This window comes from Kineosporiaceae bacterium SCSIO 59966 (assembly GCA_020881835.1).
In the GTDB taxonomy this organism is placed as follows: domain Bacteria; phylum Actinomycetota; class Actinomycetes; order Actinomycetales; family SCSIO-59966; genus SCSIO-59966.
Map to the genome: position 1 here is coordinate 1,857,549 of CP052876.1, position 20,857 is coordinate 1,878,405.

17 protein-coding genes and 1 pseudogene are annotated in these 20,857 nt (G+C 72.0%); 6 read left to right on the top strand and 12 right to left on the bottom strand.

All coding sequences use genetic code 11. From position 1 onward, the window contains the following. Positions 1-251: 251 nt before the first annotated feature. Positions 252-3,020, bottom strand: coding sequence for a DNA translocase FtsK (locus tag HJG43_08615; protein UER54587.1), 2,769 nt, complete (start codon positions 3,018-3,020; stop codon positions 252-254). Positions 3,021-3,089: 69 nt separating this feature from the next. Here HJG43_08615 and HJG43_08620 point away from each other — a divergent pair, with 69 nt between their 5' ends. Continuing rightward, positions 3,090-3,515 carry an OsmC family protein gene (locus tag HJG43_08620; GenBank protein ID UER54588.1) on the top strand — a complete coding sequence of 142 codons (426 nt, stop codon included), beginning with the start codon at positions 3,090-3,092 and terminating at the stop codon, positions 3,513-3,515. Here the strand turns inward: HJG43_08620 and HJG43_08625 are convergent. The 4 genes from HJG43_08625 to HJG43_08640 are packed head-to-tail and all read right to left on the bottom strand — an operon-like array spanning position 3,493 to position 8,013. After that, entirely contained in the window at positions 3,493-4,368 is an 876-nt protein-coding gene (locus HJG43_08625; protein ID UER54589.1) for a thioesterase family protein, read from the bottom strand. The genes HJG43_08620 and HJG43_08625 overlap by 23 nt on opposite strands. Next, entirely contained in the window at positions 4,365-5,387 is a 1,023-nt protein-coding gene (locus HJG43_08630; GenBank protein UER55844.1) for a TIGR03617 family F420-dependent LLM class oxidoreductase, read from the bottom strand. The genes HJG43_08625 and HJG43_08630 overlap by 4 nt, the downstream gene beginning before the upstream one ends. A gap of 23 nt (positions 5,388-5,410) precedes the next feature. After that, positions 5,411-7,096 carry a ribonuclease J gene (locus tag HJG43_08635; GenBank protein ID UER54590.1) on the bottom strand — a complete coding sequence of 562 codons (1,686 nt, stop codon included), beginning with the start codon at positions 7,094-7,096 and terminating at the stop codon, positions 5,411-5,413. Next, positions 7,093-8,013, bottom strand: a complete 921-nt coding sequence (locus HJG43_08640; protein ID UER54591.1) for a 4-hydroxy-tetrahydrodipicolinate synthase — start codon at positions 8,011-8,013, stop codon at positions 7,093-7,095. The genes HJG43_08635 and HJG43_08640 overlap by 4 nt, the downstream gene beginning before the upstream one ends. A gap of 251 nt (positions 8,014-8,264) precedes the next feature. Between HJG43_08640 and HJG43_08645 the strand changes: the two genes are divergently transcribed. The 5 genes and pseudogenes from HJG43_08645 (at position 8,265) to HJG43_08665 (ending at position 13,444) form a co-directional block, all read left to right on the top strand. Next, a complete protein-coding gene (locus HJG43_08645) occupies positions 8,265-8,693 on the top strand; it encodes a pilus assembly protein (protein UER54592.1) in 429 nt (142 codons plus the stop codon). Then, positions 8,681-9,715 (top strand): pilus assembly protein, encoded by a 1,035-nt coding sequence (locus tag HJG43_08650; protein UER54593.1) that lies wholly within the window; start codon positions 8,681-8,683, stop codon positions 9,713-9,715. The genes HJG43_08645 and HJG43_08650 overlap by 13 nt, the downstream gene beginning before the upstream one ends. A gap of 233 nt (positions 9,716-9,948) precedes the next feature. Next, on the top strand, positions 9,949-11,574 hold the full coding sequence (locus HJG43_08655; GenBank protein UER54594.1) for a GAF domain-containing protein: 1,626 nt from the start codon (positions 9,949-9,951) through the stop codon (positions 11,572-11,574). Further along, positions 11,571-12,198: pseudogene (locus tag HJG43_08660) on the top strand (response regulator transcription factor). Before HJG43_08655 ends, HJG43_08660 begins: the two are co-directional and overlap by 4 nt. A 244-nt stretch (positions 12,199-12,442) precedes the next feature. Further along, positions 12,443-13,444 carry an AAA family ATPase gene (locus HJG43_08665; protein UER54595.1) on the top strand — a complete coding sequence of 334 codons (1,002 nt, stop codon included), beginning with the start codon at positions 12,443-12,445 and terminating at the stop codon, positions 13,442-13,444. A 39-nt stretch (positions 13,445-13,483) separates the two neighbouring features. On the opposite strand, the gene HJG43_08670 is transcribed toward HJG43_08665, so the two are convergent. Genes HJG43_08670 through HJG43_08700 form a run of 7 tightly spaced genes read right to left on the bottom strand, consistent with a single transcriptional unit; the run spans position 13,484 to position 20,819 of the window. Continuing rightward, positions 13,484-14,317, bottom strand: a complete 834-nt coding sequence (locus HJG43_08670) for a hypothetical protein (GenBank protein UER54596.1) — start codon at positions 14,315-14,317, stop codon at positions 13,484-13,486. A 40-nt stretch (positions 14,318-14,357) separates the two neighbouring features. After that, the gene (locus HJG43_08675) at positions 14,358-15,281 is read right to left on the bottom strand and encodes a type II secretion system F family protein (protein UER54597.1); all 924 of its coding nucleotides are present in this window, start codon (positions 15,279-15,281) and stop codon (positions 14,358-14,360) included. A gap of 1 nt (position 15,282) precedes the next feature. Then, positions 15,283-17,232 carry a VWA domain-containing protein gene (locus HJG43_08680; GenBank protein ID UER54598.1) on the bottom strand — a complete coding sequence of 650 codons (1,950 nt, stop codon included), beginning with the start codon at positions 17,230-17,232 and terminating at the stop codon, positions 15,283-15,285. Next, entirely contained in the window at positions 17,229-18,650 is a 1,422-nt protein-coding gene (locus HJG43_08685; GenBank protein UER54599.1) for a CpaF family protein, read from the bottom strand. Before HJG43_08685 ends, HJG43_08680 begins: the two co-directional genes overlap by 4 nt. 2 nt (positions 18,651-18,652) lie before the next feature. Beyond that, on the bottom strand, positions 18,653-19,849 hold the full coding sequence (locus HJG43_08690; protein UER54600.1) for a P-loop NTPase: 1,197 nt from the start codon (positions 19,847-19,849) through the stop codon (positions 18,653-18,655). Next, positions 19,846-20,631, bottom strand: coding sequence for a Flp pilus assembly protein CpaB (cpaB, locus tag HJG43_08695; GenBank protein UER54601.1), 786 nt, complete (start codon positions 20,629-20,631; stop codon positions 19,846-19,848). Before cpaB ends, HJG43_08690 begins: the two co-directional genes overlap by 4 nt. Next, complete coding sequence (locus HJG43_08700; GenBank protein UER54602.1) at positions 20,628-20,819, bottom strand: Flp family type IVb pilin; 192 nt, start codon at positions 20,817-20,819, stop codon at positions 20,628-20,630. The genes cpaB and HJG43_08700 overlap by 4 nt, the downstream gene beginning before the upstream one ends. Between the last annotated feature and the right edge of the window lie 38 nt (positions 20,820-20,857).

Consider the following 20,857-nt stretch of genomic DNA (forward strand, 5'->3'; position numbering starts at 1 on the left):
TGGGTTGGTGGCGCGACACGCCGGCCATGCTGTGCTGAATCCAGCATTCTGCGAGGAGCGGGGCCCAGGGCAGGGAGCATCAGAGGCTGCCCTGCAGGGTGGCGGGATTGCATGATCACGGCGCGGAGGGGGCCCTGCAGGGTGGCGGGATTGCATGATCACGGCGCGGAGGGGGCTGTGCAGGGTGGCGGGATTGCATGATCACGAGCAGGGGTAGAGCGCGGGGTGGGGCGGAGTGCCGGGCCTCGCTCTCACTCGCGCCCGGTGAGCTCCCAGGCGTCCTCGGCCGGACCGTCGTCCGGGTCGGCGACGTCGACGACGTCGACGGCCTGGTCGTACGCCTGGTCCCCCGACGCCGCGGGCGGGGGGTCGTCGCCGCGGATGAACGCCAGGGTCTGCGGCAGGTCGTCAGCCTTGACGAGCACGTCGCGGGCCTTGGAGCCCTCCGAGGGGCCGACGACGCCGCGGGACTCCAGCAGGTCCATCAGCCGGCCGGCCTTGGCGAACCCGACCCGCAGCTTGCGCTGCAGCATGGACGTCGACCCGAACTGGGTGGTGACGACGAGCTCGGCGGCCTGCAGGAGCAGGTCGAGGTCGTCGCCGATCTCCTCGTCGACCTGCTTCTTCTCCACGGTGGGGACGACGTCGTCCCGGTAGCTGGGCTGCAGCTGGGTCTTCACGTGGGCGACGACCTGGTGCACCTCGGACTCGGTGACCCACGCGCCCTGCACGCGCATGGGCTTGCTCGCGCCCATCGGCAGGAACAGGGCGTCGCCCTGACCGACGAGCTTCTCGGCACCGGGCTGGTCGAGCACGACCCGGGAGTCGGCCAGCGAGGACGTCGCGAACGCCATCCGGGAGGGGACGTTCGCCTTGATCAGACCGGTGACGACGTCCACGCTCGGTCGCTGGGTGGCCAGGACGAGGTGGATCCCGGCGGCCCGGGCCAGCTGGGTGATCCGGACGATCGAGTCCTCCACGTCGCGCGGGGCGACCATCATGAGGTCGGCGAGCTCGTCGACGATGACGAGCAGGTACGGGTACGGCGCCAGCTTGCGCTCACTGCCGGGCAGTGGCTGGATCTTGCCGGAGCGCACCGCCTTGTTGAAGTCGTCGACGTGCTTGAACCCGAACGTGGCCAGGTCGTCGTAGCGGACCTCCATCTCACGGACGACCCACTGCAGCGCCTCGGCGGCCTTCTTCGGGCTCGTGATGATCGGCGTGATGAGGTGCGGGATCCCCTCGTAGGCGGTGAGCTCCACCCGCTTGGGGTCCACGAGCACCATCCGGACCTCGTCGGGGGTGGACCGCATGAGGACCGACACGATCATGGAGTTGACGAAGCTCGACTTGCCCGCGCCGGTGGCCCCGGCGACGAGCAGGTGCGGCATCTTCGCGAGGTTCGCCACGACGTAGCCGCCCTCGACGTCCTTGCCGACACCGATGACCATCGGGTGCTCGTTGCGCCGCGCGGCCTGGCTGCGCAGGACGTCGCCGAGGCTGACCGTCTCCCGGTCGGCGTTAGGGATCTCGATGCCGATCGCCGACTTCCCGGGGATCGGGGACAGGATCCGGACGTCGGCGGAGGCCACCGCGTAGGCGATGTTCCGGCTCAGCGCGGTGACCCGTTCGACCTTGACACCCGTGCCGAGCTCGACCTCGTAGCGGGTGACGGTCGGGCCGCGGGAGAACCCGGTGACCTGCGCGTCGATGCCGAAGCTGTCGAGGACCTGGGTGAGCGCCTCGACGACCCGGTCGTTCGCCGCGCTACGGGCCTTGTGCGGGGTGCCGGGGGCGAGGATCTCGTTGGGCGGCAGCGTGTAGGTGACGTCGCCGGCCAGGGCGAGCTGCTCGACCCGCTGCGGCAGCGGTGTGGTCGGCGGGGTCTCCGCCGCTGCCCGGTCGGACGCCGGGGCAGCGGCCGCGGGCTCACCGGACGCCGGGCCGGTGCCGGACGCCGGGCCGGTGCCGCCCACGGCCGGGGAAGCAGCCGGGGCCGCCGAGGACGGGCCGGAGCCGGTGCCGCCAGCAGCGGGGCGCTTCTGCCCGGGCAGCAGTCCCCCGCGGCGGGCGGGGGCGACGTCCGCCGCCTGCTCGAACGCCTCGTCGCCGACCCGGGTGTCGTCGTCCCGGCGCATGCTGCCGACCCGACGTCGGGCGCCGCGGCCTCGGCGCAGACCCGGCCGGTCCGGCTCACCGGCCACGGGGCGGGCACCGGCACTGTCCGGCCGACCGTCGGCGTCCGCATCAGCCGGGCGCCTGGTGAGGCGGTGGTAGAGGCCGGTGAGTCGCTCCGGGATGGCGTGCACCGGGGTGGCGGTGACCACGAGCAGTCCGAAGAAGCCCAGCAGGAGGAGCAGCGGCACGGTGACCCAGGCGGTCAGCGCGGCGACGAGGGGGCTCGAGGCGAGGTAGCCGATGATGCCGCCGGCCTCGCGCATCGCCTCCGCGCCGTCCGGGGGGGTGGGCACCCCGGCGGCCACGTGCACGAGCCCAGCGGTGGCGACGGCGAGCGCGGTGAGCCCGATCCCGATCCGGTTGGTGGCCCCGGCGCGGTCGGGGTGGCGCAGCAGCCGGACGCCGAAGCCCAGCAGCAGCAGCGGGACGACGAGCCCGACCCGGCCGAGCGTGCCGGCGACGACGGCGTGCACGGCGTCCCCGAACGTGCCGGGCAGGCCCCACCACTCCCGGGCAGCGACGACGATGGCCAGACCGATGAGGGCCAGGCCGATCCCGTCCCGGCGGTGGGCCGGGTCCAGGTCGCGGGCGCCGTCCCCGATCCGGCGCGCGGTGCCGCCGACGAGGTGGGCGGTGCCCATCCAGGCGCCGCGGACGACGCGCACCGGTAGTGGCGGGCGCTGCCGCTGGCCGCGGGCCGGGCTGCTGCCGCGGGACCGGGACGCACCGCCGGCGGGTCCACCCCAGCCGGAGCCACCCCGCGCGGGAGCACGGCCGGGGCTGCGCGCGCCGGAGCCGCGCGGGGAGCCCGACCTGTTCGCGGTGGAGCCACGGGTCGCCATTGAGACGAGGCTAGTGCGTCGTCCCACCCATCACACGCCTCACACGCCGGGTCTGGGAGAGTTCGCGCCATGAGCGACGACACCCGACGGTCCGTGTCCCTTGAACGGGTTGAGACCGGCGTCTACCGGGCCCGTAACGACCGTGGCGGCGAGCTGGTGTTCGGCAGCCACGCCGGCGCCGGCTTCACCCCGGTCGAGCTGCTGCTCGCGGCGATCGCCGGCTGCTCGGCGGTCGACGTCGACGTCGTCACCGGGCGGCGGGCCGAGCCCGAGCGGTTCGAGGTGCGCTGCTCGGCGGACAAGGTCCGCGCGGACGGCGGCAGCCAGCTGGAGAACATCGAGCTGACGTTCTCGCTGCGGTTCCCGGCCGGGGCGGACGGCGACGCGGCCCGAGAGATCCTGCCGCGGGCCGTCGCGGCGTCCCACGACCGGACCTGCACGGTGAGCCGGACGATCGAGCGTGGCACCCCGGTCACGGTGCGGGTCGAGGACTGAGCCCCAGCCGCAGCGACGCGAGCTGGTGACCGGTCGCGACGAGAGCACCGGTGGAGTCCCACACGTCGCAGGTCTCGTCGACAGTCGCCGAGCGGCCGCCGGACGCCGACCCGTCGTCGACGACCCGCACCAGCTGCCGGACGGCGAGCGGGCCGGGTGCCGGGTGAGCGCGCAGCCAGACGGACAGCTGCAGGGTCGGCACCCACCCGGTCAGGCCGAGGTCGAAGGTGGCCGGCGGCAGCGCGTCGGCGGCGAGCAGGAGTGCCAGCCCGTCCGGCGGCCGGCCGTCGTCGAAGGTCAGGTAGCCGCGCAGCTCGCCCCGCCCGGACGGCGGACCGGTGACCCAGCCGAGGCAGTCGGGGTCCACGTGCTCGGCGACCTGCCCGAGCAGCGGCGCCTCGTAGTCCTTGGTGCCGGCGGGCAGCCGGACGCACCGCTCCAGCGGCGGCAGCGCGACCGGTGGGACGGCGTCGTGCCGGTGGCCGCGACCAGCAGCGGGCAGGGTCCCGCAGGTGAGGGTGACCGCAACGTAGGCCTCGCCGTCCTGCGGTGCGTGCACGGTCGCCCGCAGGACGCTGGTCCCCCGCCCGGTGCGCAGCACCTCGACGTCGACGTCGAGGGGACCGGCCGGGGCGACGGCGAGGTAGGCGCCGCTGACGGCGAGCGGGTCGAGGTGCTCCCCGCCGCGCGCGTCGACCTCGGCGAGCGCGGCGCGGGTCGCCAGCGCGAGCAGGTACCCGCCGTTGGGGCGTCCGCCGATGGTCCACTCGGGGTCCACCGCGCAGCGCCACCGGCCTGGGACGCCGGTCGCCGTGACGGCGGTCGCCGCGTCGAAGCGGTACGTCCCGGTCACGACGCGGCGGCGGCCCGCACGTCGGCCGCGATGGCGACCGCGACCTGGGGGTCGAGCTCGTACGGGGTGTACAGGCCGGCCCGGGTCATCAGGTCGCCGTAGCGGCGGACGAGCTCGGCGCCCACCGACTCAGGCTCGCCGACGACGGCGAAGGAGTCGAGCACGTCGTCGTCGATCAGCGCGCCCATCTCCTGCCACCGGTTCTGCAGCGACAGGGTGTGCAGCTGATCTCCGAGGTCGGTCCAGCCGTGCAGGTCGAGCACCGGCCGGTACGCGGGGGTCGACGCGTAGAAGGCGATCTGGCCGCGGACGGCGTCCCGGGCGGCGGCGAGCTCCTCCTCGGTGCGCCCGGTGGCGACGAACGGCGCACCGCTGACCTCGAAGCCGTCCATCGACCGGCCCGAGCGCTCCCGGCCGCGGCGCAGGGCGGGCAGGGTGACCTCGCGCAGGTACCGCTCGGTGGTGAACCCGTGGACGATGAACCCGTCGGCGACCTCGCCGGCGACCTCGGTCATCCGGTCGCCGACGCCGGCGAGGTAGACCGGTGGGGACCCGTACTCGTTGGGGCCGGGGTTGAAGAACGGCGACATGAGGGTGTGGGTGTAGAAGTCGCCCTCGAAACGCAGCCGGGTCCCCTGGTTCCACGAGTCCCAGATGGCGTGCAGGGCGCAGATGAACTCCCGCATCCGGGCGGCCGGCTGCGACCACGGCATGGAGAACCGGCGGGTGATGTGCGGCTTGACCTGGGAGCCCAGGCCGAGCAGCAGCCTCCCGCCGGAGACGGCGTGCACGTCGTTGGCGCTGACCGCGAGGGTCATCGGGTTGCGGGCGAACGCCACGGCGATGGCGGTGCCGAGGCGGATCCGGTCGGTGACCGTGGCGGCGAGGGTGAGCTGCAGCAGCGGGTCGTGCCGGACCTCGCTGGTCCACAGCGCGTCGTAGCCGGCCTGCTCGGCCAGGCCCGCGTACTGGCGGACGTCGACGGGAGCGGTCGGCGGCAGGCCGGCGTCCATCTTCATACCGGTCTTCATACCGCTGGTCCTCAGGCCTCGACGACGACGGGGATGATCATCGGACGGCGACGGAGCTTGGTGCCCGCCCAGCGGCCCACCACCCGGCGGACGACCTGCTGGAGCTGGAGGGTGTCCCCGATCCCCTCGCGACCGGCGTCCGCGAGCGCCTCGGCGATCTGCCGCTTGATCGGCTCGAACACCGACTCGTCCTCGGCGACGCCGCGGGCGTGGATCTCCGGGCCGACGACGACCTTGCCGGTGCCGGAGTCGACGGCGACGAAGATGGAGATGAACCCCTCCTCGCCGAGGATCCGTCGGTCCTTGAGGTCGGCGTCGGTGAGGTCGCCGACGCTGGAGCCGTCGACGTAGACGTACCCGCACGGCACGGCCCCGGCGATGCTGGCCTTGCCGTCGACGAGGTCGACGACCACGCCGTCCTCGGCCACGGCGATGCGCTCGCGGGGGATCCCGGTCAGCGCGGCGATGTCCGCGTTGGCGATGAGGTGGCGGACCTCGCCGTGCACCGGCATGACGTTGCGGGGCTTGACGATGTTGTAGCAGTAGAGCAGCTCGCCGGCGCTGGCGTGACCGGAGACGTGGACTCGGGCGTTGCCCTGGTGGACGACCTTCGCGCCGAGCCGGGCCAAGCCGTTGATGACCCGGTAGATGGCGTTCTCGTTGCCCGGGATGAGCGAGGACGCCATGATCACGGTGTCGCCCCGGCCGATCCGGATCCGGTGGTCGTTGTTGGCCATCCGGCTCAGCGCGGCCATCGGCTCGCCCTGCGAGCCGGTGGACATCAGGACGACCTGCTCGTCCGGCAGGTCGTCGACGGCCTTGATGTCGACGAGGACGCCGTCCGGTGCCTTGAGGTACCCGAGCTCCATGGCGACGCCCATGTTCCGGACCATCGACCGCCCGACGAGGGCGACCTTGCGGCCGTGGGCGGCGGCGGCGTCCAGCACCTGCTGGACCCGGTGCACGTGGGAGGCGAAGCTCGCCACGATGATCCGGCGCTCGGCCTGGTGGAAGACCGCGTCGAGGACCGGCCCGATCTCCCGCTCGGAGACGGTGAACCCGGGGACCTCCGCGTTGGTCGAGTCGACCATGAACAGGTCGACGCCCTGCTCGCCGAGCCGGGCGAACGCGCGCAGGTCGGTGATCCGCCCGTCGAGCGGCAGCTGGTCCATCTTGAAGTCACCGGTGTGCAGCACGGTGCCGGCACCGGTGCGGATGGCGACCGCGAGCGCGTCGGGGATGGAGTGGTTGACGGCGACGAACTCGCACTCGAACGGGCCGAGCCGCTCGGTCTGCCCCTCGGTGACGGTGAGCGTGTACGGCTTGATCCGGTGCTCCTTGAGCTTGGCCTCGACGAAGGCGAGGGTGAGCTGGGAGCCGATGAGCGGGATGTCCTGGCGCAGCCGGAGCAGGAACGGGACCGCGCCGATGTGGTCCTCGTGGCCGTGGGTGAGAATGACGGCGACGACGTCGTCGAGCCGGTCCTCGATGTAGCCGAAGTCGGGCAGGATGAGGTCGACGCCGGGCTGGCTGTCCTCGGGGAACAGCACGCCGCAGTCGATGACGAGCAGCTTGCCGTCGTACTCCAGGACGGCCATGTTGCGGCCGACCTCGCCGAGCCCGCCGAGCGGGACGACGCGCAGCCCGCCGGGGGCGAGCGGGCCGGGGGCGGTCAGTTCAGGGTGCGGGTGACTCACAGGACTCCTGCCTTGTCGAGGTCGCCACGGAGCTGGGCGACCTGGTCGTCGGTCGCCTCGACCAGCGGGAGGCGAACCGTTCGGGTGGGGATGACCCCGGCCAGCTGCATCGCGGCCTTGACCATGATGGCGCCCTGGGTGCGGGTCATGATCGCCTCGACGACTGGGAGCAGCCGGTGGTGGACGGCGAGCGCGGCGGCCAGGTCGCCGGCGTCGACGGCCCGGACCATCTCGGCGTACTGCCGCCCGGCGACGTGCCCGACGACGCTGACGACGCCGACGGCGCCCTGGGTGAGGTGCGCGAGGTTGAGCACGTCGTCGCCGGAGTAGTAGACGAGGTCGGTGGCGGCCATGACCTGCGCGCTGGCGAACAGGTCGCCCTTGGCGTCCTTGACGGCGACGACGCGGTCGTGGTCGGCCAGCCGCAGGAGGGTCTCGGTGGCGATCGGCGTGCCGGTGCGGCCGGGGATGTCGTAGAGCATGACCGGCAAGGCGGTGGCGTCGGCGACCGTGGTGAAGTGCCGGTACAGCCCCTCCTGGGGCGGTTTGTTGTAGTACGGGGTGACGACGAGGAGCCCGTCGGCACCGGCCTTCTCGGCGGCGCGGGCGAGCTCGACGCTGTGGGCGGTGTCGTTCGTGCCGGCGCCGGCCACGACGTGTGCCCTGTCCCCCACGGCCTGGACGACGGCACGTACCACGGCGACCTTCTCGTCGTCCGTCGTGGTCGGGGACTCCCCCGTCGTCCCGTTGACGACGATGCCGTCGTGGCCGGTGTCGACGAGGTGCTCGGCGAGCCGCTGGGCGGCGTCCAGGTCGACCGCGGAGCCGTCCGCGGTGAACGGCGTGCACATAGCGGTGAGGACTGCGCCGAACGGACGGCCGGCGCTGCGCGCGGGGGCCGGGGAGGTGTCGGGCATGAGGGCCACGCTACCGCCGTGGGCCGACAACGCCGCTTCGTCGAGGCCCGAAGTAGCGGGTGTCAGGGGGATCGTGCAGATCCCGGCGGCCGACGCGGGGCTGTCCGTGTCCTGCTCCTCGCGCGTCCCTTCCGACCCGAATGCCCTCGGCCGAACGGACGACGACGCTGTGTTCCGAACAGCCGCCGCGCGGTGGCGCGCCACCGTCCTAGCCTGCCTCGAGGTGGCAACTCGAGCAGCAAGGTGGGCACGTGAGAGCACCCCGGGGAGATCGTGAGCGCGGCGCTGCGGCCGTGGAGTTCGCCTTGGTCCTGCCCATGCTCATAGTTCTGGTGTTCGGGATCATCTCGTTCGGGTTCATGTACACGAACTGGACGGCGCTGGAAAGCGGCGCTCGCGAAGGTGCCCGGTACATGGCCATCCACTCCAGCACGGACTCAACCGCAGGTGCTGTGGCGGAAGAGCGAGCCAAGGCTGCTGCCGTACTCCCCTGTGGAGCGGACGCAGACGGAGATGGTCTCGGGGATGCCTGCACAGCCGTCCCGGACCCGATCCAGTGTGCGGCAGGTGTCACGGACATCACGTACCGGATGACGGCACCCGTGGATCTCACGATCCCATTCGTGAGCAGCGAGACGATCGTCTTGACAGCAGAGGCGGTCATGCGATGCGGCGGCTGAGGAATGACGACGGCGCCACGGCTGTCATGGTTGCCATTCTCATGGTGGTTCTCGTGGGGATGGCGGCCTTCGCCGTGGACATGGGCTCCATGCACCTGCAGAACCGGGAACTGCAGAACAGCGCGGACGCCGGCGCCTTGGCGATCGCCCAGCAGTGCGCCGCCGGTTCCTGCCCAGACGACGAGGATGCTGAAGCACTCTTCTACGCCGGGGCCAACTCGACGTCCGGCGGCGGCTTCTTCGAGAACACGGCTGCAGACGCGGACCTCAACGTGACGGCCCAGAAGGTCACGGTGACGGCCACCGGCGACAACACCCCGCTGTTTCGGGGCGTTCTCGGAGTCGGCGACTCGACGTTCGCCCGCTCGGCGACAGCGATCTGGGGGCCACCTGCCTCCTTGGTCAGCTCGATCCCGTTGACGATCTCCGAGTGCGAGTTCGACAACGCCATTCCCATGCCTGGCGCCTTGGCCGACCCCGCTGCACTCGAGGCTGCCGTGGCGTCGGGATCGATCGGGACTCCGCCGTTCCCGGCGGGCGAAATAACCTTCAATTTCCATTCCCCAACTGACATCTCGGGCTGTCCGGAAGGTCCGCCTGGATCGGACCATCCCGGGGGCTTCGGGTGGCTCGAACCCGATGATGACGACGACACGACCGACTGCGAGACCTCAAGCGACACGTCCGGAATGTTCAGTACGAGCACGGGGGCATCCATCCCCTGCGACAAGGACGAGTTCGCCGCGCTACGAGGGACGGTAGTGCCCCTCCCAGTTTACGAGTATGTGAAGGGAAAGGGCGACAATGCCGAGTACAAGATGGCCGGTTTCGCGGCGTTCTTCCTCAGCGGTTGGCGGTTCCCGAGTTTCACTGGTGACTCCTACGCGACAGGTTCACCACCGTGCAGTCCGCCCGACACCTGCATCAGCGGGTGGTTCACCTCGGCAACTCTCGCCGACGGCGGGGAAGTCGACTTCGGGGCAGGCGGCGGCGGCGTCAACGTCGTCCAGCTGATCGGCTGACCGAAGCGCCAGACGCCGCCGCGGCTCCCAGCAACGGCAACCTGGCTCGAGTTCCGCGAAGTGCTTCGGCGACTGTGAGTGGGCCGGGACGTGGCGGTGGAGAACCATGTGGACAAATCAAACATCTTGACCGCGTGACCTTCGCACTCCTTTCCGTCCAGTTACGCCGTTCGACTGACAAGCCGGGCAGAACGCTGTTAACAATTCCCGCCGAACGCACTACTGTGCGTCTCGTGCCGGGGAAAGCGCCTGTCGGCGTGCCCGACCTCGCGGGCTGGCTGCGCGCGGGTCTGGCGATGCTGTGCGTCGTGGCGGCGATCGGTGAGTCGTTCGTCGTCCAGGCCCTGCCCTGGGCGCTGGGGGTCGTGCTGCTCGAGCTGCTCGCCACAGGTCGCGACAGCCGGGGCCGGCTGGCGGTCCTCGTCACGGAGACCGGTGTCGTCGTCGCGGCGGTCCTGTCCACCTTCCCGGACCACCGGTCGCTGCTGCCGCTGCTGCTCGTCCCGGCCTTCCGCGCCGGTGAGCTCCACGGCGTCCGAGCGGGACTGCTGACCAGCGGCGTCCTCGCCCTGGCACCGCTCACGGCGTGGCTCAACGCACCGAACCCCGAGGACGTCAGCGTTGGCCTGCAGTGGAGTGCCCTGGCCCTCGCCATCGCCGTCCTGGGTGCCTGGGGATCGGGCTTCGAGCGCGACCGCCACTCCGGCGCGGCCGCCGCGCGGGAGGCCGGGGAGCTGTTGGGGCGCCTGCAGGACCTCGCCAAGGAGCTGCCGGCGGGCTTCGACGTCCCGGCCGTGTCCGAGATGCTCGTCGACGAGGTCCTGCGTGCGGCGCCTGCACACCGTGCCGCCGTGCTCGTGCGCATCGGCCCTGACGAGATGAGCCCGGTCGTGGTCCGCGGCGTCGACCGGGTGCCGTGGCGCGACCCGGTGACCGCCCCCGGTACGGCGCACCGGGCCTGGATCGGTGCCCGCACGGTCAAGGACGTCCGCCGCGCTGACGTCGAGGGACGGCGTCGTGGGTCGGCCATGCTGGTCGTCCCGGTCGCGGACCGGGACGACGAGGTGCTGGGTCTCCTGGTGCTCGAGCGGCTCGCCCCCCGCCAGTTCTCGATCGAGGAGGTCGCGTCCGTGGAGCGGGCCGTGGCCGTCGCCGCACCACGGCTGCACGCCGCACTAGCGTTCGTCGAGCTGCGCATCATGAGTGAGGTGGCCGAGCGCGAGCGGCTGGCTCGCGAGATGCACGACGGCGTCGCGCAGGACCTCGTCGCGGTCGGGTTCGGGCTCGACATGGTGCAGCGGCAGCTGAAGGCACGTGACCCGGAGATGGCATCACAGGTGCAGGAGGTTCGGGGCCAGCTCAACCACACCCTGCGTGACATCCGGTACTCGATCGCCGCGCTGCGTACGTCCGTGCGTCCCGAGCGAGGTCTTGGAGCAGCGCTGTCGAGCGCGGCGCAGGCGCTCGGGCCGGCCACCGGGGCCTCGGTGTCGTTCTCCCTCAAGGAGTCCCCGTTCCGGCTGCCGGCCCACGTCGAGTCCGCACTGCTGCGCCTCGCGCAGGACTTCTTCGCCGACGTCCGCAGCGCGGGCACGGTCTCGAGGGTGCACGTGGTCCTGGAGACCGATGCGCCCACGGCGCGGTTGGAGCTGGGCCACGACGGCCCGCACGCGTGGGCACCGGACCCGGCGTTCGCCACCGCCCTCGCCGACCTCGGTGGCTCCGTGGCCCACCGCCAGGTTGACGGCGTCTGGACGTCGACGCTGTCCGTCGGCACCACCTTCGGAGAACGCCCGAGCACCCCCGACGGGGCCGCCGAGAGCACGGGGACAAACCTGGTCACGGAGGTGTCGCCATGACGACGCGGGTGCTGCTGGTCGACGACCACACGGTGGTGCGCAGCGGACTGAAGACCATGCTGGACGCCGAGCCTGACCTCGAGATCGTGGGCCAGGCCGACGGCCTCAACTCGGGCTGGCGTGCCCTGGTGAGCCTCGAGCCGGACGTGCTGGTCTGCGACGTGACGATGGCTGACGGCAGCGGGATCGACCTGTGCCGCAAGGCTCGCGGCGACTTCCCCGGCCTCGGCATCGTCGTCCACCATGCACGGCGACGACGACACCTTGTTCGCCGTCCTGGACGCGGGTGCCTCCTCGCTGGTGCTGAAGAGCGCCGGGCTGGACGACGTCCTGGCGGCGGTACGCCAGGCAGCCTCCTCCCCCGACGTCTTCTCGGCGGCCGGGCTCGGCGCGGCGATGCGTCGCCGCGCCAACGACGACCGCCCCAGGCTGACTCCCCGCGAGACCGAGGTCCTCCAGCTGCTCAAGGACGGGCTGTCGATCCACCAGGTGTCCAGACGGCTCTACCTGTCGGAGTCGACCGTCAAGACGCACGTCGCGAAGCTGTACGACAAGCTCGGCGCCACCAACCGGGCCCAGGTGGTGATGAACGCCGTCCGGCTCAAGCTGATCCCCACCGACTGAGCCCGGATCGCCCGTTCGGACGACGGCGGTCGGGCCGCTCCGCCGACGCTCTCCGCCCGCTGCGGCGAGAGACTCGGGCGATGAGGCGACCGTGACCGTGTGGCGAGCGAGGAGGCGACGGGCCAGAGGGTGGCGCCACCGCGGAGTGCTCCTGGCACTGGCATCCGGCGGTTTCGCGATCGTCCTGCTCGTGTCGCTGCTCGGGCTCGTCGGACCGGGCCTGTGACGAGATGAAGGAGTCGCCATGACGCACCCGTTGGTGGAGGCGGCACAGGTCACGCCCGTGACGGCCACCGAGGCACTGAGGCTGGCTGACGAGGGCGTGCGTCAGGGCAGCGCGCTGGCCCGGGTCTGGGGCACCGGCTTCACGCCCCTGGACACGCACCTCCAGGGCGGCCTGCACGCGGGCGACCTGTCGCTGCTCGCCGGCGCCCAGGGCACCGGGAAGACCACCTTCGCCCTGCAGGCGGCCCGCAACGTCTGCCGGCGCGGCGACTCCGCCGTCGTCGTCTGCTACGAGCACACACCGGCGCAGCTGCTCGAGCGGCTCGTGGTGATGGAGGCCGCCCTCGCCGCCGGGCCGTCGGCGCCGACGCAGGAGGAGGTGCGCCAGCGCCTCTCCCCCGGCGGACAGGACCTTCTCACCGGCCTGCGCGACCTGCCGGGCGCGGCCGAGGCGCTGGAGGCCATCGAGACCTACGGCTCGCGGCTGCACCTCGTGCCCGCCCGCGGTGACGTGACCGGGCTGCAGGACATCAGCGCCCTCGCCCGGACCGCCGGCGGGCCGGCGCTCGTCGTCGTCGACTACCTGCAGAAGGTGTTCGCCGGCGACATCGACGACGAGGACGTACGGGTCGCCCGCATCGCGACGTCGCTGAAGGACCTGGCGCTGGAGCTGTCGTGCCCGGTGCTCGCCGTCACGGCCGTCGACCGCACCGGCCTGGACGCGCGCCGTATCCGGGCCCGGCACCTCAAGGGCTCGGTGACCCTCGCCTACGAGGCAGACTCGATCATGGTGCTGCAGGACAAGTACGACGTCGTGGCACGCCAACACCTCATGTACGACCTGGCCGGGGCCGCGCAGCACCACAACTGGGTCGTGGTGAGCGTGGAGAAGAACCGGCACGGTCGAGGCGGCGTCGAGCTGGAGTTCCGCAAGCGGTTGTCGCACGGCCACATCGACCCGCACGGCCGCGTCGTCGAGGACCAGCTCATCGACGAGCGGATCCACGTCGAGCAGGACTGACCGGGTGGCAAGACCGGCAGGACCGGCAGGACGGCACGGTCACGGCAGCCGGTGCGTCTCCAGCTCGTCGGCCAGGCGCAGGAGCTCACACGCCGTGGTGAGGTCGTCCCGCTCGTCGCGCACCGCCGTGACCAGCGTCTGCACGTCGGCCTTGTGGTACGGGTGCTCGCGACCCAGGACGACGACGAGGTCCTCGGTCCGGGTCATCAGCACGGACAGGTGACGGGCCAGCGGCGCGCCGATGAGCTGGCTGCGCAGGTCGTCGCTGTCACCTACCGACAGCGTGGGGTGCTCCGGTGTCAACAGGGCCATGGCGGCCGGGAGCTCCTCGACGTCACGCCACTCCAACGGCCTCAGACCCCGGCCAGCGATGACGCGCCAGCGGGCCCCGCGTCGGAACAGCACGGCCACGTCACTGTCGAGTCGGTCGGCCAACGCGGCCGCCAGGTCGTCGGCCACGGCGGACACGGACCGTGCCCTCGTCGCGAGCGCTGCGACGTCCGACGGGGAGGGCTCGCGCCGGCGGCCCACCGGCTCGGCCTCAGGAGCGACGGTCGGCGTCACCACCGTCGCTGTCGCGCCGTCGCGCCGTGGGATCGCGGCGAGGATGTCCTCACCGGACGCCGGTGGCAGCACCACCGTCACGCCGTCGAGGGCAGCCAGGGTCGGATGCGGCGACAGCAGGACGACGGGCAGCTGCGGGTCGGCCTGCCGCAGCCGGGCCAGCGCCTCGGCGGCGGCGCCCGGTTCCGCGAGGTCGATGACGGCGCAGTCGAAGGGATCGGTCGCCGCATCGGGAGCTGACTGCCTGTGGTCGACGGTGGCTCCGGCGGCCCGCAGGGCCAGCGCCCGCGGCATGTGCGGGCTGATCACGAGGACCCGAGGCGCTCCCCCAGTGGCGCGCACCCTCGGCTCACAAGGTCCCGGTGAAGGCGTCGATCATCCGGATGACACCCGGCCCGATGATCACCACGAAGAGAGAGGGGAAGATGCAGAAGATCAGCGGGAACAGGATCTTCACCGGGACCTTCTGCGCCTTCTCCTCGGCGCGCTGGCGTCGGATCAGCCGCATCTCCTTGCTCTGCTCGCGCAGCACGTTGGCGACCGGGATGCCCAGCCGGTCGGCCTGCACGATGGCGGCCACGAAGGTGCGCAGCTCGTCGACGTTGGTGCGCTCGGCGAGGTCCTGGAACGCAGCAGCCCGGGCCTTGCCGATCTGGATCTCCTGCAGCACGCGGGAGAACTCGCCGGACACCGGTCCGTCGGTGTTCGTGGCGACCTGCTGCAGCGCCGCGTCGAAGCCCAGCCCGGCCTCCACGCACACCGTCAGCATGTCGAGAGCGTCCGGCAGCGACTTGCGGATCCCGTCCTGCCGGTGAAGGCCCCGGTTGTAGACGAGCAGGTCAGGCAGCCAGAACCCGGCGGCGCCACCGACCACGGCGAACAGGAGCCCGCGGAGCTCGAAGCCCCCGACGAGGCCGGCGAGCACCGCTCCGCCGACCAGTCCCGCGCCCTTGACCCCCAGCACCCGGTCGACCGTCCAGCCGGGCGGGTTGCCCGCGAAGTCGAGGTTCTTCTGCAGCCGGACCGCCGTCCCCGTGGGCGACAGGCGCGAGCCGAGCGATCGACACCTCTCGATCGCGGGGTAGAGGATCCGTTCCCTGAACGGCAGCTCGTGCCGGGCGACCTCGCGCTGTGCTCGCATCTGGTCGATGACCGCGAGGGACCTGGCCACGCCGGTCGGCTGGGCGGAGCCCGTCACCAGCGCCAGCACCAGCAGCGCGACGCCCAGCCCGACGGCGCCGACGGCGGTGAGCAGGAGCAGGTCGGCGTCCATCTCAGACCTCCACCTTGACGACCTTGCTCATCCACCAGCTGCCGATGACCATGCCGACGAGTGCGACGGACACCATGATCCAGCCGAGGACGTCGGTGAACAGCAGGCCGATGTACTCCCGGTTGGAGACCCACAGCCACAGGGCGACGGCGATCGGCAGGCCGATGAGGATGTAGGCAGAGAGCTTGCCCTCGGCGGACAGTGCTTTGACCTGCCGGCGCAGCGCGGAGCGCTCGCGCAGCGTGGCCACCGTCGTGCGGAGCGTCTCGGCGAGGTTGCCCCCGACCTGGCGCTGGACCCGGATCGCCAGCACCGCCCACCGCAGGTCCTCGTTGTTCATCCGGTACGCCGTCCGCTCGAGGGCGTCCTCGACGTCCATCCCGAGCCTGGCCTCGGCGAGCGCACGCCCCATCTCCACCCGCATCGGGTCGTGGGTGTCCCTCGCCACCGCGTCGAGTGCCTGCGGCAGTGAGAACCCGGTGGAGATGCTCGAGGCCACGAGGTTGAGGGCGTCGGGGAGCTGGCTCGCGAACTGCGCCACGCGGCGCTCGCCGCGGATCCTGACGTACAGCCCGGTGGCGACCCAGGCGAGGACGCCCCACAACAGGGCCCAGAACCAGCCGGCCCCGACCACCGCCGAGACGGCGACCGCGACGAGGACGGCCGCGCAGCGCAGGACGAGCCACTCGTGCGGGCGCAGCGACATGTCCGCCCGGTCGAGCTTGAGTGCCCACCCCGTCGCCAGCCCTCGCCACTGGACGAACGACTCGGCCGCGTGCAGGAACGGTTGAGCAGCGGCGTTGGGCGACGCGCTCTGCAGCGCGTCGCGTGCGCGCACCCGCCGGCCTCGCATCGAGTACAGCTCGAGCTGTCGGGTACGGCGCTTACCCGAGGACTCGAGCAGCGGAGAGGCGATGAGCAGGCTGATGATGAGCACGAACAGCCCCACCGCGACGGCGATGGGCAGCGGGCTCGCCAGCCAGGCCGGGATGGTCGCGGTCTGCGTACCGGGCACCAGCAGCGGGGTGGCCGCCTCCTGCCCGCCGTCGCCGGCCAGCACCGGGTCGTCGGGCAGGGCGACCGTGGAGGACGCCGTCACGGTGTCCTCGCCGGCGGCTGCGGTGACGACCACCTCGACGTCGCCACCGACCCCGTCGGGTACCGGGGCGGAGACCCGCAGCTGGCGGTTGAGCGTGCGCGCCGCACTGGCGAACGCTGCCGCCAGGGCGTCGGCGTCGCCGGCCTGCGTCACACGTCCCCGACCGGCTGCCGCCAGGTCGGCGAGCACGTCGTCCTGGCTCTCGTCGGTGCGGAAGCCGACGACGTCGGCCCGGACGCCGGAGGCGGCGACCGCGGCGACCGCGGTCTCCTTGGTGCCCAGGCTGACCGTGTCACCGCCGTCGCTGAGCACCACCAGCGTGCGGTCGCCGGTGTCACCGAGGACGTCGAGGGCGACCGGCACGGCGTCGTAGAGGGCCGTCTCCCGCGACGGCTGCAGCGAGTCCACCTGGGCGAGGACGACGTCTCGGTCCCGAGTCGGCTCCGCGAGGACCTCAGCGGTGTCGTTGAACGCGACGAGCCCCACCTCGACGTCCGCCGGAGCGGCCTCCAGGAACGCTGCCGCGGCCGTGCGGGCGGCCTCGATGCCGGTCCCCTCCATCGAGCCGCTGATGTCGACGAGCAGCACGACACGGCGCTGGACGGAGCCGCCGCCAGCCGGTTCGACCGTCGCATCAACGACGTGGCCGCCGACACGGACCTCGAGGGAGCCCGGGTCGATGCTGGCGTCCTGCGGGAGCGTGCCGGCCGTGAGCAGCGCCTCGATGCGGTCCCCCCGCAGCTGGAGGCCGTCGAGGGACCCGCTGACCTCGTCCGCGACGGCAGGTGCGGCGCCGAACGCTGCCAGCGCCAGGGACAGGCAGAGCCCGACGACGAGGCGCAGCGGTCTCACACCGCACCTCGCGGCGCGATGGCGAACAGCTGGGGCGGCAGCTGGATCCCCACGTCGGAGAGCCGCTCGACGAACCGCGGACGCAGCCCGGTGGCCCGCAGCGACCCGCGGAAGCGGCCGTGCTCGTCCATGCCGGCGTGGAAGTCGAAGCTGAAGAGGTCCTGCAGGGTGATGACCTCGCCCTCCATGCCGACGACCTCGGAGATCTGCACGACCCGGCGGGTGCCGTCCTTGAGTCGCTGCTGGTGCACGATGAGGTCGACCGCGCTGGCGACCTGCTCACGGATGGCACGCATCGGCAGGTCGACACCGGCCATCAGCACCATGGTCTCGAGCCGAGACAGGCTGTCCCGCGGGCTGTTCGAGTGCACCGTCGTGATGGAGCCGTCGTGACCGGTGTTCATCGCCTGGAGCATGTCGAGTGCGGCTCCGTCGCGGACCTCGCCGACGACGATGCGGTCCGGGCGCATCCGCAGCGCGTTGCGCACGAGGTCCCGGATGGCGACCTGACCGCGTCCTTCGATGTTCGCGGGCCGGGCCTCCATGCGGAGCACGTGCTGCTGCTGGAGCTGGAGCTCGGCGGCGTCCTCGATGGTGACGATCCGTTCGTCGTCCGGGATGAACGAGCTCATCACGTTGAGCGTCGTCGTCTTCCCGGACCCTGTCCCGCCGGAGATGATGATGTTCAGGCGGCCTCTGACGCACGCCTCGAGCAGGTCGCGCACCACCCGGCTGATGGTCCCGAAGGTCACGAGGTCGTCGGCGGTGAACGGGTCCGCGGCGAACTTGCGGATGGTCAGCAGGCTGCCGTCCAGGGCGATCGGGGGGATGACGGCGTTGACCCGCGATCCGTCGGGCAGCCGCGCGTCGACCATCGGGCTCGCCTCGTCCACGCGGCGCCCGACCCGGCCCACGATCTTGTCGATCGTGCGGCGCAGGTGGGCGTCGCTGGTGAACCGGCCGCCGGTCTCGTAGATCTTCCCTGCTCGCTCGACGTAGATCTGGTCGGGGCCGTTCACCATGATCTCGGTGACGTCCGCGTCGCGCAGGAACGGTTCCAGCGGGCCGTGCCCGAGGATCTCGTCGGCCACCTCCTGGGCGATGCGGGTGCGGTCCGTCGCCGACAGCGGCGTCTCCTCGAGCTCCAGCACGGCCTGAAGGGTCTGGCGGACCTGCTGCTCCAGCTCCGCCTGCTCCATCCGCGGGTCGTACAGCCGCGGGCCCAGGCTGTCCAGCAGGGCCTGGTGGACGCTCGCCTTGACGGTGACGAACGGGTCGGCCGGGCGGCCGACGGTCGGCAGCGACCGTCTCGGCCTGGCGGCCGCGTCGCCGGTGGCGGCCCCGTCGTCCGCGCTGTGCTGCGGCTGGCCCGGCGCGGCCGAGGATCGAGCGGCGTTGATGCGGTCGGCGAGGCTCATCGTCAGTCCCTTCCCCGTCGCAGCAGTGACAGCCTGCGTCCGGTCCGCTCGCTGCGACGCGCGGGCGGGGCAGCAGCGGCGGAGTCGTCCCCGCGGAGCCGCTGGTCGGCGAGGTTGCGGATCGCGACGCTCACCGGGTGCTGCGGGTCGTCGAGGACGAGCGGCACCCCCTTGTTGATGGAGGCGGAGACGGCCCTGCTGCTGGGCACCTGAGCCGCGATCGGGCACTTGAGGGTCTGCTCGACGTCCGCGATGGACAGTCCCACCTTGGAGTCCGACCGGTTGAGCACCACCTGCCAGCTCTCCCTCGGGTAGCCCAGGAGGTCGAGCATGTCGAGCGTCAGCCGCAGGTTCTTCAGCGCCGGGATGTCGAGCGTCGCCAGGAGGACGTAGGCGTCGGCGCCGTCGAAGGCCGCCAGGACGTGCTCGGTGAACGCCGGCGGGGTGTCGATGACGATGTGGTCGTACATGCCGCGCAGCACCGCCAGCAGCTCGGCCACGACCGGCACCGGGATCCGGTCGGCCTCGCCCGGTTCCAGCGGCGCGCAGATGGTGTCCAGACCTGCCGAGTGGGGGGTGATGAGGTTCTTCACCCCCTGCTCGTCGAGCTTGCCCTCCATCGCGATGGCGTCGACGATCGTGCGCGCCGGCAGCAGCTGCAGCGCGATGGCGACGTCACCGAAGGCCAGGTCGAGGTCGAGGAGGCACACGCGCTCACGTCCCCCGGCGGCGAGGGCCACGGCGAGGTTCGTCGCCAGCGTGGTCTTGCCGCAGCCGCCCTTCGCCGAGAACACGACCGCCACCCGGCCACGGCCCGTGGACGGCTCGTGCCCCTGGAGGCCGAGCATCCGGCGACTGACGTCGAGGCTGCGCCGGCACGCCTCGGCGAGCGCCGCCAGATCCTCGGGGTTGACCACCTCCCGGACGCCGGCACGCAGGCTCTGGGCCAGCACCGTCACCTCGAGACGGTGCCGGAGCAGGATGACGCCGAGCTCGGGACGCTCGAGCCGGTGGGTCTCCGCGATCTCCAGGGCCGCGGCGAGGTCGACGTCGGGCCCGACGACGAGGAGGAGCTCGGAGCGGTGCTCGGCCAGCGCCCGGCGCGTGGCGGGTACCGAGTCGAGAACCGTGACGTCCGTGCCGAGCGCGAAGTGGTAGCTCTCCGCCGCGGCCGAATCAGGTTCGAGCAGGAGGGTCACGGCCCCTCCACCGCCGCGAAGAGCATGCCGTCGTCGATGGTGCCGGCCGGCACCTCGGTGCCGCTGCCGAGCAGGGCGGCGTAGAGCGTGCCGGTCTGGACGCCGTGCACGAGCCGCTGGCCGTCCTGCGGCGTCAGCGCCAACGTGACGAGGGCGGTCGGCACCTGCTCGGCCTGCTGCTGGTCGTCTCCGGTCGGCGTCTGCGCGGTGCCGAGCGTGGTGCTGCCTACGGCCAGGACCTCCACCTTCGGCAGGAGGACCCGCGTGACGTCCTCCTCGGCCGTCAGCTCCTGGCCCTCCTCGCCGTCGCCGGCTGCCTCAGGCTCGGCCTGGGTGGTGTGGTAAACGGCGATCTCGGACCCTGGCCGCAGGAACGGACCGACACGTCCGGGGTCGGACAGCTGCACCGTCACGGCGACCATCCCCTCCGGGACGACGAGCGCCGTCTGCCCGGAGGTCTGGGTGCCGAACCGACGCGCCAGGACGATCTCGCCCGGGGCGATCGAGGACATCGCGACCTGGCTGCCCATGTCGTCGGTCACCTCGGTGAGCGCGCCGTCAGGGACGCCCTTCGCGGCAACGAGACTGGTCTGCAGCAGGCCACGTTCGACGGCGTCGGCCGCCGTCGTGCCCGCTGGCACCTCGCGGGTGCTGACGTACACCTCGACGGTCTCCTGACCGGCCACCGCACGCTGATCGGCCGAGCGCGCGTACGCCAAGACGCCGACAGCGCCCACAGCCGCCAGCGCGACGGCGACGACGATGACCAACATTCGCTTCATGTTTCGTCTCTCCAGACGAGGTGGCCGCCAGTGAAGGCGGCGTTAGGGACAAGCGCGTCGAGCAGATCAGGGATGGTGAACAGAGCAACCGTTGCTCCGCCGAAGGCGGCGACCGCGACAACGATGACTGCCGCGATGAAGCCAGCCAGAATCCCGTACTCGGCCGTGACGACACCGTTCTCGTTCATCACATGCTCCTTGACCAAGCGGGGGGGTGCGGCTGCGT